We start from the raw sequence: 13,161 nt of genomic DNA on the forward strand, positions 1-13,161 counted from the left end.
GGCCCGGGCCCTGGCCACCGGGCAGCCGCAGCACGGCGCGCTGCTGGCGGCGGAGGTGCCCGGCCGCGGCCGGCGCCTCCTGCGCTGCAACGCCGAGCCGCTGCGCGGCCCCGAGGGACATCTCGTCGGCGTGGTGCTGTCCTTCACCGACGTCACCGAGAAGCAGCAGCTCAAGGCGCAGCTCGAAGCCCGCCGCGAGAACCTGGAGGCCCTGGTGCAGGCGCGCACCGCCGAGCTCAACGCCGCGCTGCAGGCGCAGCAAGTGGCCGAGCAGCAGGCGGCGCGCCGCGCCGAGCAGGCCGAGTCGACCACGCGGCTCAAGAGCCTGTTCCTGGCCACCATGAGCCACGAGCTGCGCACGCCGCTCAACGCCGTCATCGGCCTGGGCTACCTGCTGGAGCAGATGGCGCTGCCCGAGAAGGCGCTGGTCCATGCCGGCCACATCCGGCAGGCGGGCGAGCTGCTGCTGGCGCTGACCAACGACGTGCTGGACATCTCGCGTATCGAGGCCGGCGAGATGTGGCTGGAGCACGAGCCCTTCGCGCTGGCGGCGCTGCTGCAGGAGGTGCGTACCCTGGTTGCCCCGCAGGCCACGGCCAAGGGCCTGGCGCTGCGCTTCGAGGCCGCTATGCCATTGCCCGAGCGGCTGTGCGGCGACGCGCTGCGGCTCAAGCAGGTGTTGCTGAACCTCCTGGGCAACGCCGTGAAGTTCACCCCCGCGGGCAGCGTGACGCTGCGCGCACGCCAGCTCGCCGAGGAGGCGGACCGCCGCACGCTGCGCTTCGAGATACAGGACACCGGCATCGGCATCGAGGCCGAGGCGCAGGCGCGCGTGTTCGAGCCCTTCACGCAGGCCGACGGCTCCACCACGCGGCGCTTCGGCGGCACGGGGCTGGGCCTGGCCATCGTGCGGCAGCTGGTGTCGCTCATGGGCGGCCAGGTCGAGCTTCACAGCCATCCGGGCCAGGGCAGCACCTTCGCCGTGACGCTGACGCTGCAGGTGCCGCGGGAGGACGCGGCCTGCGGCGGGGCGGAGGCATGCGCGACGGGCGTTGCGGTGCCGGGGGGGATGCGCGGCGAGCGCGGGTGAGTCACCCCCCCGCCGCCACTCCCTCCCGCGCCAGCCACTGCAGCAGCCTGACGTACAGCAGCGCCGGCTCCACGGGCTTGGAGAGGTGGTCGTTCATGCCGGCGGCCAGGCAGGCGGCGCGGTCTTCGGCGAAGGCGTTGGCCGTCATCGCGACGATGGGCAGCGCGGGGCGGCGGGCGCGGATCAGCGCCGCGGCCTCCAGCCCGCCCATGTTGGGCATCTGCAAGTCCATCAGGATCAGGTCGAAGTCCCGCGCCAGCGCCGCCGCCACCGCGCGCTCGCCGTCCTCGGCCACCTCCACCGCCAACCCCACGGCGCGCAGCATGCTCAGGGCCACCTCCTGGTTCACCGGGTTGTCCTCGGCCAGCAGCACCCGCGCGCCGGCATGCCGCTGGCGCACCAGCGCTCGGGCGTCCTGGGCCGGGATCGGCGCTGCCCCGGACACCGGTTGCGGCGCCGGAGCCTGGGACAGCGGCTGCGGCACCACCGGCCCGGAAGCGGACGCGGACGCGGATTGGGATGCAGAGGCGGGAGCAGGCACGGGGGCTGGCGCCGGCCGTGGTGCCACGGCCGGCGCCGGTGCCGGCGGCGCCTCGCCCAGGGCCAGGCGAGCCGTGAACCAGAAGCGGCTGCCCTGCCCCACGCGGCTGTGCGCTCCCACCTCGCCGCCCATCAGCTCGGCCAGGCGCTGCGTCAGCGCCAAGCCCAGCCCCGTGCCGCCGTGGCGGCGGCTGGTGGAGACGTCGGCCTGCTCGAAAGCGCGGAACAGCGCCCCCATCCGGTCGGCCGGGATGCCCTCGCCGGTGTCGCTGACCTCGAAGCGCAGCAGCAGCGTCGCCTCCTCGTGGCGCAGCAGGGCGCAGCGCAGGCGCACCTCGCCGCGGGCGGTGAACTTCACGGCGTTGGACAGCAGGTTGATCAGCGCCTGCTTCAGCCGCGTCGGGTCGCCACGCAGCCACGGCGGCAGCGTGTCGTCGCGCTCCAGCGCCAGCGCCAGCCCCTTGGAGGCCGCGCCCTCGCGCACGAGGTCCAGCGCGGCGCCCAGCACGCCGTCCAGCGCGAAATCGATGTGCTCCAGCGCCATCTTGTCCGCCTCGATCTTGGAGAGGTCCAGGATGTCGTTGAGCAGTTGCAGCAGGTGCCGCCCCGCGGCCTCCACCTTGTGCAGCCGCTGCAGTTGCCGCGGCTCGGTGCCGTCGCTGAGCATCAGGTGCGTCAGGCCCAGGATGGCGTTCATCGGGGTGCGGATCTCGTGGCTCATGTGCGCCAGGAAGGCGCTCTTGGCCCGCGTGGCGGCTTCCGCCTGCACCGCGCGCTGCGCCAGCGCCTGCTGCGCGCGTTCGAGCTCGGCGGTGCGCTGCGCCACCTCGGCGGCCTGGCCCTGCAGCCGCGCGGCCATGGCGTTGAAATCCTCCGCGAGCTGGCCCAGCTCGTCCGTGCCGCCGGGCTGCACGCGCGCCGACAGGTCGCCGCCGGCAATGGCGGTGGTGGCCCGTGCCAGGCCGTGCACCCGGCGCACCAGGCCCGCGGCCAGGAACCAGCCCACGGCGCCGGCCAGCGCCATGATGGCCAGCGCCAGCATCGCCTTGTGCCGCGTGAGCTGCGCCAGCTGCTGCTCCAGCCCGCCCTCGGGCACCAGGTAGAACGCCGTCCACGGCACCGTCTCCAGCCGGCGCGCGGCGCCCTGGTTCCAGCCCTGGTAGACCTCCGAATAGGCCCGGAACACCCCGGCATCGAGCCGGGCCGCGAGGGCGCGCTCGAACACGGGCTGGAACACGCGCGCGTCCTCCACCAGCGCGCGCGTGCGCTCGCCGAAGCGCTGCTCGGCCACGAGTTGCGCCCTGTCCGCCTCCGGCAGCGCACCGGCCGGGCGAAACATGAGCACGGCGTCGTTGCTGTGGGCGATACGGATTCCGTAACGGTCCAGCACCAGGGCATAGCCCTGCACCCCGGCCTGAGCGCCGGCCGCCTTCACCCGCTGCCACAGCACCGCGGCATTGACGCCCACCAGTACCGCGCAGTCCGGCGCGCCCGGCACCGCCACGGGCGCGGCATGGACGATGGCCGCAAGCTCCCCGTGCGGCGTCTGGATCAGGAGCACGTCCGAGGTGTAGGCGCTGCCCTGCAGCGCCGCCTGCACGTGCGCGCGCATGGCCCGGTTGGCGCCGACGAGGGCGCCGTCACTGGCGGCCACGACGACGCCGGCGGTGTCCACCAGGGCTGCGCTCTCGACGCCCGCCTCCTTGTCCACGAAAACCGCCAGCAGGCGCTGCAGCGCGGCACGCGTCCCGGCCCGGGCGCGCTCATCGGCTGCACAGAAGGCCCGCACCTGGTCCAGCCGCGCCAGGCTCGCCGCCAGTAGCTGGTGGCCGCGGTTGAAGTCGTCCAGGGCGTCCGCCAGCTGCGCGGTGCGGGCCTGCACCACCCGGGCTGAAGACTCCAGCAACCGCTGCTGCGCCTGGCGCAGGTCGATCCAGGCAGCCAGCGCCAGCGGCAGCATTGACGCCGCCACCAACAGCGCCGCGATCTTGGTGTTCAGCGGCCAGCGGCGCACCAGGGCCCCAGCTTTCGACTTCATGCCGCACCGCGCCGCGGGCGCGCTCCGGCCACCGTGAAAGGCGCCTGCCCTGGCTGGCGCATGCATGCATGCGAAGCAGCCACCACCCACTCACCACCGGAAACAGCGCGCACAACCAACCCAACAGCAGAAACTACTAGTGACAATTTTCAGCTTTTGAGCGAACTGTATGCCGGCTGGTTTACAGATCGGCCAGCGGCCTGGGGTTAGCACCCATGTGCCTGCCCCGGGCTGCGTGAGGAAGTTCCGGGCGCGCGGGGCATGGAGGTTGCTGCGATTCGTGTCTTGGGGGAACCCATGGAGGCCGGCCATGAGACCGAACGCCGGGCCCGCGCACGAGCCGCACAACCGCCTGCTGGACCGCCTGCTGCAGGACTGTCCGGTGCTTGCTCCAGCCGTTGAGCGCCGCGCCGGGCGTGCCGGCGAGGAGCTGTACCGCGAGGGCAGCCGCATCAGCCACGTGTGCTTCCCCACGCGTGGCGTGGTTTCGGTGGTCGTGCGGTTGCGCGACGGCGCCATGGCCGACGTGCAGACCGTCGGCAACGAGGGCCTGGTAGGTCTGCCGGCTTGGCTGGGCATCGTGGACAGCCCCGACACCGTCATCCAGCAGGCCGACGGCGAGATCGTGCGCATCGGCGTGGCGCCGTTCAACGAGGGCGTGCACCGCAGCGCGCATGCGTGCCGGCTGCTCAACGGCTACGTGGCCTATGGCTTTCGCTTCAGCAGCCAGACCTGCGTGTGCAACACGCACCACTCGGTGCGCCAGCGCCTGTGCCGTTGGCTGCTGAGTTCCGCGGACCGCGCCGGCACTACCGACGTCGCGCTCACGCAGGCGATGCTGGCGGCAATGCTGGGCGTGCGGCGCCAGTCCGTGGGCGAAGTGCTGGTGTCGCTGCATCTGGCCGGTGTCATCGGGCAGCGGCGCGGTCGCATCCAGCTGCTGGACCGCCCGCGGCTGGAAGAACTCGCCTGCGAGTGCTACGGCACCACGCGCGCGCTCTACGCCCGGCTGGTGGAGCCGCTGCTGTAACGCGGTGCTGCCGGAGCAGCCCGTGACGGCATTCGCGGCAGCGCCTGGTTACCCCATGCGCATCCCCTAACCACGGGGGCGTTCACTGCCGCGTCGCGGGGCCGATGCCCCGTGCGGACCCATTTTTTCCATCCAGTCACCCGCGACCCTCCGGTCGATGGCTTGGGCCGGTGGGCCGCGCGCGGCTGTGGCCAGCGGGCGTCTCCCGGCGCGGCGACTCCGGCACTGAAGAACAGCATGAAGAACTTCCGACTCCAACCTTCCCTCGCGCTGGCGGCCTTGATGCTGGCGTGCACCGGGCCGCAGGCCCTGGCGGCCGGCGAGGCGCGCGTGAAGTGGCATCCGGGCCACTACGTCGCGCTGGGCGCCAACGCGGGCGACTACCTCGTGACGCAGACCTTCAAAGAGATCGGTGCGCTGCCCAACGTGCGCGGCGTGATGGTGCGCTACGCCTGGCGCGACATCGAGACCGCCCCGGGCGTGTACGACTACTCCCGCATCGACCGCGACCTGGGCCTGGCCCGAGCGGCGGGCAAGCAGCTCTTCATCACCATCAGCACCAAGGCCTTCAAGGCCGGCGCCCGCGCGGTACCGGACTACCTGCACACGGCGGCCTATGGCGACGGCGTCTACCGCATCCGCATCAACGGCAAGGACAGCGTGGGCACCGAGGCCACCACGGGCGAGAACGTCGCGCTGTACGTGCCCGCCGTGCGCGACCGCCTCATCGCGCTGTCCCAGGCGCTGGGCCGGCGCTACAACGCCGACAACAACTTCGAGGGCATCGCCTTCAACGAGACGGCGCTGGGGCAGGCGGTGGTGCCGCTGACCGAGGCGCAGAAGGCCGACTTCTTCGCCAACCTGGCGCAGGTGGACACCGCCACGCGCAAGGCCTTCCCGAACACGGTGGTGCTGCAGTTCATCAACTTCCCCAAGCCCTACATGCCGGGCTTGGTGAGCAACATGCTGTCTTCCGGCGTGGCGCTGGGCGGCCCCGACACCTTCCTCAACGACAGCACACTGGAGGCTTCGGCCTACCCGCTCTACGACAGCGCGGCCGGCAAGGTGCCGCTGGGGCCCTCGGTGCAGGCCGAGAACTACGTGACCACCTACCAGTTCGGCCCCTACGCGCCGCCGGCGGTGAGCTCGCTCTACGCCTTCGCCAAGGGCCGGCTGCACGCCAACTACCTGTTCTGGAGCAAGACGCTGACGGAGCCGCTGGTGCCCTACGCCAAGGTGCTGCAGATGTTCAAGTCCGCGGGCTTCCCCAAGGATGCCGCCGGCGGCCTGTCCAGCGTCTGCCCGAGCACCTTCACGGCCGGCTGCACCAACGCGCTATGACAAGAAAGGGGCCGCCCTGCGGTGGCGGCCCCTGCTCCCTCCCCTCCTTCCCCGACGGTTTCGCCCCATCAGTTAGGCCTGCGGGCATGGCATGCCGCTCTCTCCGCGGCGTCCTGGCACGCAGGCATTCGAATCACGGCCCTTCCCAGATATTCGTACCCATGGCTTAGCGGGCCTTATGGACATCAAATACCGCCCCGGCAGTCGCAGAGACGATAAAAATCCGGCGCAGCAACTCGCCAATAGCGAAATTACTCATGACGCTGCTGGACTCGCACCCAGCCGCCCTCTGCGAGCTCATCAACCAGCGGGCACGGCGAATTCCCGGAACCGAAACCACGCACCGCCGCCCCGCTCTCCAACCACGCCTTGTTATTATTCTTGATACATCACCACAATCCTTTCCGGGCGGGAACCAATGTATTGCAAAAACTCATCTTAGTTCCACCAAAAGCGTGTTTACCAAATATATGCACTACGGCAAGGGGCAATAAGCAAGACGCAACTAACACCCTGATAAATACCCGGAACCGTATTTGAGACGCAATTTCAACAATTTCCCGGGAAAACCCCGGGAAAAGCGGCAGAAACCCCGGGCCATCCGCCACATGGGCCTCGCGGTTGCTGAGCACCAGGCCAGTCACCGCTTGCCCGCCACGCCATGAAGGAACTCGCTCCCACCGAGGCCGTACTGCTCGACATCGACGGCACGTTGCTGGACAGCAACGACGCGCATGCCCGCTCCTGGGCCGAGGTGTTCGGCCGCCACGGCCTGCCGCCTACCTTCGAGCAGGTGCGTCCGCTCATCGGCAAGGGCTCGGACAAGCTGCTGGCCGAGCTGGTGGGCATCGACCACGAGTCGCCGCGGGGCAAGCAACTGGGCGACGAGCGGCGCGAGCTGTTCCTGAAGGAGTACCTCCCCCGGCTGGAGCCCACACCGGGCGCGCGCGAGCTGGTGCAGCGGCTGCGCGACGACGGGATCAAGGTCGTGATCGCCACCTCGGCCAAGGGGCAAGAGCTGCAAGCGCTGCTGCGCCAGGCCGGCGTGCAAGACCTCATCGAGGCGGCGACGACCTCGGACGACGCGGAGCAGTCCAAGCCCGATCCGGACATCGTGCACGCCGCGCTGGAGCGCGCGGGGGTACAGCCGGTGGAGGCCATGATGATCGGCGACACGCCCTACGACGTCGAAGCCGCGCGTGCCGCCGGCGTGGACACCATCGCCCTGCGCTGTGGTGGCTGGTGGGGCGACGCGGCGCTGGCCGGGGCCGTGGCCCTCTACGACCACCCGGCCGCGCTGGTGCGGGCGTGGCAGGAGTCGCCCATCTACAGGCGGCGCATTCCGGGCGGGTGAAGCGGCCCCCTCAGGGTTTGCAGTGGCCGCATTCGGGCAGCAGCGGCCAGCAGCCCGGGGCCGGCGCCGAAAATTCCCCTGCCACCCTCCGGGATCACGCCCTGCTTCAGTCCCAGGCATCGCCCGGGGTTGCCAGGGCGGGGAGCTCGCATTGCAGCCGGCTGAAACATCCCAACTGCTGATCCGTACCGCTGAAACACGGCTGGAACGGCAGACGGCGCTCTTGCGCCGACGGCAGAACACCTCGTGGCCGGGCCGGGAGGCCTCGCGCCGGCTGCTGCAAACCATGTCGGAAAGCCTGCGCCTGCTGCGGCGGGCCGAGCTGCAGATGCTGTCCAGCGCCTGCGCCAAGCCGTCCGCCCTGGAACTGGCTGTCGCCCAGGCCGTCGAGCGGGAGCGCCAGCGCATCGCCCGCGAGTTGCACGACACCGTCGGCCAGCAGCTGTGCGCGATGCGGCTGACGATGGCGGACGCGCACAAGAGCCGCCAGGCGGGGCTGCTGCACAAGCGGCTGGCGCTGCTGGAGTCGCTGATCGCGGCGGCCGACGTGGACCTGGACCGCGCCGTGTTCAGCCTGCATCCGCCGGCGCTGGGCCAGCAGGGCCTGGCCGAGGCGGTGCGGCAGCACGTGTCGCACTGGAGCGGGCTGTTCGGCGTGCCAGTGGACCTGCTGATCACCGGACTCGAGCACCACGCGCCGGCGCCAGCCGTGACGGCGGCGGCCTACCGCATCGTCCAGGAGTGCCTGACCAACATCGCCAAGCACGCGCGGGCCAGCCGGGTCGGCGTGGCGCTGTCGGTGCTGCGCGGGCAGCTGCAGCTGAGCATCGAGGACGACGGCGCCGGCTTCGACATGGACGCCGCGCCGCGCGGCCGGCTCGGCCTGGTGGGCATGGGCGAGCGCGTGGCGGCGCTGCAGGGACGCTTCGAGGTGGAGTCCGCGCCCGGCCAGGGCACGACGGTGCTGGTGACGCTGCCGCTGCACCCGCGGCTGCACCCGCGGCAGGCGGCGGGCGAGGAGGCAGAGGCGGCACCGCTCGGCGATTGAGCGACGGTGCAGGCTTCACGGGAAGCCACGGGGTTTTCAGGTGTCCCACCCCCGTTCGGGAACCCGTGGACCTTGCGAGGCCCGGCTCAGCCCTCGCGCCGCGTGCCCAGCAGCTCGCGGGTGCGCTGCAGCGAGGGCATGCCGCCGATGGCGCCGCGCCCGGTGACGGACAGGGCCGCGGCGGCATTGGCGCAGGCCATGGCGGCCTCCAGCGCCTCGCCGCGCGCCAGCGCCGCCGCGAGGCTGCCGGTGAAGGTGTCGCCGGCGCCGACGGTGTCCACCACCGCTTCCATGCGCCAGCCGGGCACGGCGTGGCCGGCGCCGCCGGCGCGCCACAGGCGGCAACCGGCGCTGCCCAGCGTGGCGATCACGGCACCCACGCCGCGGCGCAGCAGTTCGCCGGCGGCCTCGTCCGCCGTGGCGTGCTCCGGGCCGGCCAGGGCCAGCAGCTCGGTCTCGTTGGGCGTGAGCACGTCGGTCAGCGCCAGCAGCTCATCGGGCAGCGGGCTGGCCGGCGCGGGGTTCAGCAGCGTGCGCACGCCATGGGCGCGCGCGAGCCTGAACGCGGCCAGCGTCGCCTCCAGCGGCACCTCGCAGGAGGCCATCACGACCCGGGCGGCGGCGATGGTGGCGGCGCCGGACTGCACCTGCCGCGCATCCAGCCCCGCGCTCGCGCCGGGCGCCACGGCGATGCTGTTGTCGCCGTCCGGGTAGATCAGGATCTGCGCCACGCCGCTGCGCTCGCCGGGCGCGATCCGCACGAGCTGCGCCGCGATGCCCTCGCCGGCCCACAGCGCCAGCCCCATGCGGCCGAAGTCGTCGTCGCCGATGCGCGCCACCAGCGCCACGCGCGCGCCCTGGCGGGCGCAGGCGATGGCGGCGTTGGAGCCCTTGCCGCCGGGCCCCATGTCGAAGCCCGAGGCCAGCAGCGTCTCCCCGCGCGCCAGCGGCCGGGGAATGCGGCTCACCAGGTCCACGTTCCAGCTGGCGATGCAGACCACGTCCGCGCTCACGGGTTGCTGCGTCATCTCCATGGGCCTTCCAGGCGGTTTCGCCCGGGATGATGCGCCTCAGGCCGTCTTCGCCACCTTCAGCCCCAGCTCCTCGACCATGCGCTCGCGCATCACGAACTTCTGCACCTTGCCGGTGATGGTCATGGGCATTTCCTGCACGAAGCGGATGTAGCGCGGGACCTTGTAGTGCGCGATCTGGTCCTTGCAGAAGGCGCGGATCTCGTCCTCGGTGGCGCTCTCACCGGGCTTGAGCACGATCCAGGCGCAGACCTCCTCGCCGTACTTGGCATCGGGCACGCCGAACACCTGCACCGACTGCACCTTGGGGTGGCGGAACAGGAACTCCTCGATCTCGCGCGGGTAGATGTTCTCGCCGCCGCGGATGAGCATGTCCTTCACGCGGCCGACGATGTTGCAGTAGCCCTCGGCGTCCAGCGTGGCGAGGTCGCCGGTGTGCATCCAGCCGTCCGTCACCGCCAGCCGGGTCTTCTGCTCGTCGCCCCAGTAGCCCTGCATCACCGAGTAGCCGCGCACCCAGAGCTCCCCCTTCTCGCCCACGGGCACGGCCTCGCCGGTGCCGTCCACCACCTTGGCCTCCAGGTGCGGCTGAATGCGGCCCACGGTGCTGACGCGGCGCGCCAGGTCGTCGCTGGTGGAGCTCTGGAACGAGACCGGGCTGGTCTCGGTCATGCCGTAGGCGATGGTGACCTCGCGCATGTGCATCTGCGAGACCACGCGCTTCATGGTCTCGATCGGGCAAGGTGAGCCGGCCATGATCCCGGTGCGCAGGCGGCTCAGGTCGAAGCTCGCGAAGTCCGGGTGGTCCAGCTCGGCGATGAACATGGTGGGCACGCCGTGCAGCGCGGTGCAGCGCTCCTGCGCCGCCGCGGCCAGCGTCGCGGCCGGGTCGAACACCTCGCCCGGGAACACCATCTGCGCCCCCGTGGAAACGCAGGCCAGCACCGACAGCACCATGCCGAAGCAGTGGTACAGCGGCACCGGGATGCACAGCGAGTCCTGCTCGCTGAAGCTCATGGCCTGGGCCACGAAGCGCGCGTTGTTGACCACGTTGTGGTGCGTGAGCGTGGCGCCCTTGGGGTTGCCGGTGGTGCCGCTGGTGAACTGGATGTTGATGGGGTCGAAGCAGTCCAGCGCCGCGCTGCGCGCATCGAGCCCGGCCCGGCCCGCGCCCTCGCCGCGCGCCAGCACCTCGTCGTAGCCCAGCATGCCGGGCGTGCGGCCTTCTCCCATGCGGATGACCAGCTCCAGCTGCGGCAGCCGGCTCGACTTCAGCCGCCCCGGCTCGCACTGGGCCAGCTCGGGCGCCAGCGTCTGCAGCATGCCGATGTAGTCCGAGCTGCGCAGCCGCTGCGCCGTGACGATGGCGCGGCAGCCCGCGGCGTTGAGCGCGTACTCCAGCTCGGCCAGCCGGTAGGCCGGGTTGATGTTGACCAGGATGAGCCCGATGCGCGCGGTGGCGAACTGCGTGACGAGCCACTCGACGCGGTTGGGCGACCAGATGCCCACGCGGTCGCCGCGCTGCAGCCCCAGCGCGGCCAGCCCGGCGGCCAGGCGGTCCACCTCGGCCTGGAACTGCGCCCAGGTCCAGCGCACGCCCTGCTCGCGGAACACCACGGCGGGCCGGTCCGGCCAGCGCGAAACGGTATCGGCCAGCAGCGCCGGGATGGTGGCCGTGGACAGCGGCACGTCCGTGGGGCCCTGCACGTGCGACAGGCCATCGATGGGCGCAACACCGCGCCGCGCTTGAATTTCCTCGCTCATCTTGTCTCCGTGATCTCAGGCGTCCGAACCGGGGAACTTAGCGAGCGCACGGCGACGATGCGTGCCGAACAGGTTGCAAAAGCTGCCAGCGTGGTGAACAGCCGCTACTCCTTGCTCTCGTACTGCGAGGGCGTGACGCCCGCGCGCGCCAGGAACTGGCGCAGGTGCAGCAGCCCGCTGGCATCCAGCACGTTGCTGTGGTGGGGGCGGTGCAGGATGCCCTCCATGTGGCCGATGCGGGCCTTGATGCGCGCGCCCGACATCGGCTCCACGTCCGCGCCGACGTGCTTGAGCAGCGACTCGACCTCGCGCCAGTGCACGTTGCCGCTGGGCGGGTCGTGGTAGATGGTGCGCAACAGGTTGGCGACACGGTGGCTCATGAGCGTCTCCACGGGCTCGGCTTGATGCCGCGATGGTTCCACCGCGCCGGCCATCGTCCAAGCCCGGCCACCTTGCCCCCGTTGCCGAAACGGTACGGCGCCGCGGCTTCAGCGGAAGAACATCTGCCGCACCGCCTCCGTGTGCCCGGCCTCGATGGCCATCAGCGCCACCAGCACCAGCAGCGCCAGCGGCGGCAGCAGGATGGCGCACACCAGCGCCAGCCGCTCCCAGGCCATGTGCATGAACACCGCCACGATCAGCCCGGCCTTGAGCAGCATGAAGACCACGATCAGGATCCAGCGCAGCAGGCCCTGCACGTGGAAGTAGTCCACCAGGTACGACAGCGTGCTGAGCACGAACAGCAGTCCCCACACCTTCAGGTACAGCCCGATGGGATGTCCCTCGCCGTGGGCCGGCTGCACGGGCATGGGAGCAGCGGAATCGGTGGCCTTGTCAACGTCCATGGCGCGCCCTCACCAGAGGTAGAAGAAGGCAAAGATGAAGACCCACACCAGGTCGACGAAGTGCCAGTACAGGCCCGCGATCTCGACGATCTGGTAGTTGCCGCTGCGCTCGTAGCGGCCGCGCAGCAGCCGCGTGGCCACCACCAGCAAGTACACCACCCCGGCCGACACGTGCAGGCCGTGGAAGCCGGTGATCATGAAGAAGGTGGAGCCGAACTGCTCCGCCCCCATCGGGTTGCCCCAGGGCCGCACGCCCTCGCTGATGAGCTTGCTCCACTCGAAGGCCTGCATGCCCACGAAGGTGGCGCCCAGCGCGGCCGTGGCGATCATCAGCGCCCCGGCGCGGCGCGCGTCGCGCCGCATCGCCATGGTCACGGCCATGGCCATCGTGCCGCTGCTGCTGATGAGCACGAAGGTCATGATGGCGATGAGGATCAGCGGCACGTCCACGCCGCCGATGTGCAGCGCGAACACCTCGCTCGGGTTGGGCCACGGCACGGTGGTGGAGACGCGCACCGTCATGTAGCCGGTGAGGAAGCAACCGAAGACGAAGGTGTCGCTGAGCAGGAAGATCCACATCATCGCCTTGCCCCAGGGCACGGGGAAGGCTTCGCGGTCGGACGCCCAGTCGCGCACAAACCCGCGCCAGCCGCCGGGCGGGGATGGGCTTGTGGTTGCGGAAGGCATTGATTGGGACTGCATGGCACAGACTCCTTGCGGGCTCGCTCAGCCGCCGCAGACGAAGCGCACCACCTGCGGCGTGATCCCGGCCAGCGTGGCCAGCAGCGCCAGCCAGGCCAGCAGCAGGAAGTGCCAGTAGCGCGCCACCAGCGCCACGCGCCAGGGCTGCCGCGCCAGGCCGAGCAGCGCCAGGGCCCAGCCCGCCAGGCCGCCCAGCACGTGCAGCGCATGCAGCGCCGTGAGCAGGAAGAAGAAGCCCGCGGCCGCGTTGCCCTGGGGCCGCACCTGCAGCGCCAGCAGCGCCTGCCAGGCCCAGCCCTGCGCCAGCACGAAGGCCAGCGCGCAGCCGCCGCCCAGCAGCAGGTCGCGCCGCGCCGCCGCCAGCGCGCCATGACGCAC

The 13,161-nt window shown here is 71.2% G+C and carries 11 protein-coding genes and 1 pseudogene; 5 read left to right on the top strand and 7 right to left on the bottom strand.

Translation table 11 applies throughout. The annotated features are described in order from the left end of the window. A partial coding sequence (locus Q0741_RS15805) for an ATP-binding protein (protein ID WP_298234159.1) occupies nucleotides 1-1,090 on the top strand: 1,090 nt, incomplete at its 5' end. A gap of 1 nt (nucleotide 1,091) precedes the next feature. Here Q0741_RS15805 and Q0741_RS15810 read toward each other — a convergent pair. Next, nucleotides 1,092-3,668, bottom strand: a complete 2,577-nt coding sequence (locus Q0741_RS15810; protein ID WP_298234160.1) for a hybrid sensor histidine kinase/response regulator — start codon at nucleotides 3,666-3,668, stop codon at nucleotides 1,092-1,094. A gap of 310 nt (nucleotides 3,669-3,978) precedes the next feature. On the opposite strand from Q0741_RS15810, the gene Q0741_RS15815 reads away from it, so the two are divergent. The 4 genes from Q0741_RS15815 (at nucleotide 3,979) to Q0741_RS15830 (ending at nucleotide 8,441) form a co-directional block, all read left to right on the top strand. Next, on the top strand, nucleotides 3,979-4,698 hold the full coding sequence (locus tag Q0741_RS15815) for a Crp/Fnr family transcriptional regulator (RefSeq protein ID WP_298234161.1): 720 nt from the start codon (nucleotides 3,979-3,981) through the stop codon (nucleotides 4,696-4,698). A 237-nt stretch (nucleotides 4,699-4,935) separates the two neighbouring features. Beyond that, a complete protein-coding gene (locus tag Q0741_RS15820; protein WP_298234162.1) occupies nucleotides 4,936-6,039 on the top strand; it encodes a hypothetical protein in 1,104 nt (367 codons plus the stop codon). A gap of 661 nt (nucleotides 6,040-6,700) precedes the next feature. Then, nucleotides 6,701-7,393, top strand: coding sequence for an HAD family hydrolase (locus Q0741_RS15825; protein WP_298234163.1), 693 nt, complete (start codon nucleotides 6,701-6,703; stop codon nucleotides 7,391-7,393). Between the two features lie 223 nt (nucleotides 7,394-7,616). Beyond that, nucleotides 7,617-8,441 carry a sensor histidine kinase gene (locus Q0741_RS15830; protein WP_298234164.1) on the top strand — a complete coding sequence of 275 codons (825 nt, stop codon included), beginning with the start codon at nucleotides 7,617-7,619 and terminating at the stop codon, nucleotides 8,439-8,441. A gap of 86 nt (nucleotides 8,442-8,527) precedes the next feature. Here the strand turns inward: Q0741_RS15830 and Q0741_RS15835 are convergent, their stop codons facing one another. The 6 genes and pseudogenes from Q0741_RS15835 to Q0741_RS15860 form a co-directional block, all read right to left on the bottom strand. After that, nucleotides 8,528-9,475, bottom strand: coding sequence for a ribokinase (locus Q0741_RS15835; protein WP_298234165.1), 948 nt, complete (start codon nucleotides 9,473-9,475; stop codon nucleotides 8,528-8,530). Nucleotides 9,476-9,511: 36 nt separating this feature from the next. Then, nucleotides 9,512-11,236, bottom strand: a complete 1,725-nt coding sequence (locus tag Q0741_RS15840; RefSeq protein ID WP_298234166.1) for an AMP-binding protein — start codon at nucleotides 11,234-11,236, stop codon at nucleotides 9,512-9,514. A gap of 104 nt (nucleotides 11,237-11,340) precedes the next feature. Continuing rightward, on the bottom strand, nucleotides 11,341-11,616 hold the full coding sequence (locus Q0741_RS15845; protein ID WP_298234167.1) for a type II toxin-antitoxin system HicA family toxin: 276 nt from the start codon (nucleotides 11,614-11,616) through the stop codon (nucleotides 11,341-11,343). 108 nt (nucleotides 11,617-11,724) lie between these two features. Next, a complete protein-coding gene (locus tag Q0741_RS15850; RefSeq protein WP_298234168.1) occupies nucleotides 11,725-12,081 on the bottom strand; it encodes a cytochrome C oxidase subunit IV family protein in 357 nt (118 codons plus the stop codon). A 9-nt stretch (nucleotides 12,082-12,090) separates the two neighbouring features. Continuing rightward, nucleotides 12,091-12,783, bottom strand: coding sequence for a heme-copper oxidase subunit III family protein (locus Q0741_RS15855; RefSeq protein WP_298234169.1), 693 nt, complete (start codon nucleotides 12,781-12,783; stop codon nucleotides 12,091-12,093). Between the two features lie 24 nt (nucleotides 12,784-12,807). Beyond that, a pseudogene (locus Q0741_RS15860) lies at nucleotides 12,808-13,161 on the bottom strand (bb3-type cytochrome oxidase subunit III); the annotation flags it as partial.

Source organism: uncultured Azohydromonas sp. (assembly GCF_937926365.1).
Classification (GTDB): Bacteria; Pseudomonadota; Gammaproteobacteria; order Burkholderiales; family Burkholderiaceae_C; genus Azohydromonas.

Excerpts from the sequence above, each read along its gene's own strand:
- Q0741_RS15810 (WP_298234160.1), bottom strand. The coding sequence starts at position 3,668 with ATGAAGTCGAAAGCTGGGGCCCTGGTGCGCCGCTGGCCGCTGAACACC.
- Q0741_RS15815 (WP_298234161.1), top strand. The coding sequence starts at position 3,979 with ATGAGACCGAACGCCGGGCCCGCGCACGAGCCGCACAACCGCCTGCTG.
- Q0741_RS15820 (WP_298234162.1), top strand. The coding sequence starts at position 4,936 with ATGAAGAACTTCCGACTCCAACCTTCCCTCGCGCTGGCGGCCTTGATG.
- Q0741_RS15825 (WP_298234163.1), top strand. The coding sequence starts at position 6,701 with ATGAAGGAACTCGCTCCCACCGAGGCCGTACTGCTCGACATCGACGGC.
- Q0741_RS15835 (WP_298234165.1), bottom strand. The coding sequence starts at position 9,475 with ATGGAGATGACGCAGCAACCCGTGAGCGCGGACGTGGTCTGCATCGCC.
- Q0741_RS15840 (WP_298234166.1), bottom strand. The coding sequence starts at position 11,236 with ATGAGCGAGGAAATTCAAGCGCGGCGCGGTGTTGCGCCCATCGATGGC.
- Q0741_RS15845 (WP_298234167.1), bottom strand. The coding sequence starts at position 11,616 with ATGAGCCACCGTGTCGCCAACCTGTTGCGCACCATCTACCACGACCCG.
- Q0741_RS15850 (WP_298234168.1), bottom strand. The coding sequence starts at position 12,081 with ATGGACGTTGACAAGGCCACCGATTCCGCTGCTCCCATGCCCGTGCAG.
- Q0741_RS15855 (WP_298234169.1), bottom strand. The coding sequence starts at position 12,783 with ATGCAGTCCCAATCAATGCCTTCCGCAACCACAAGCCCATCCCCGCCC.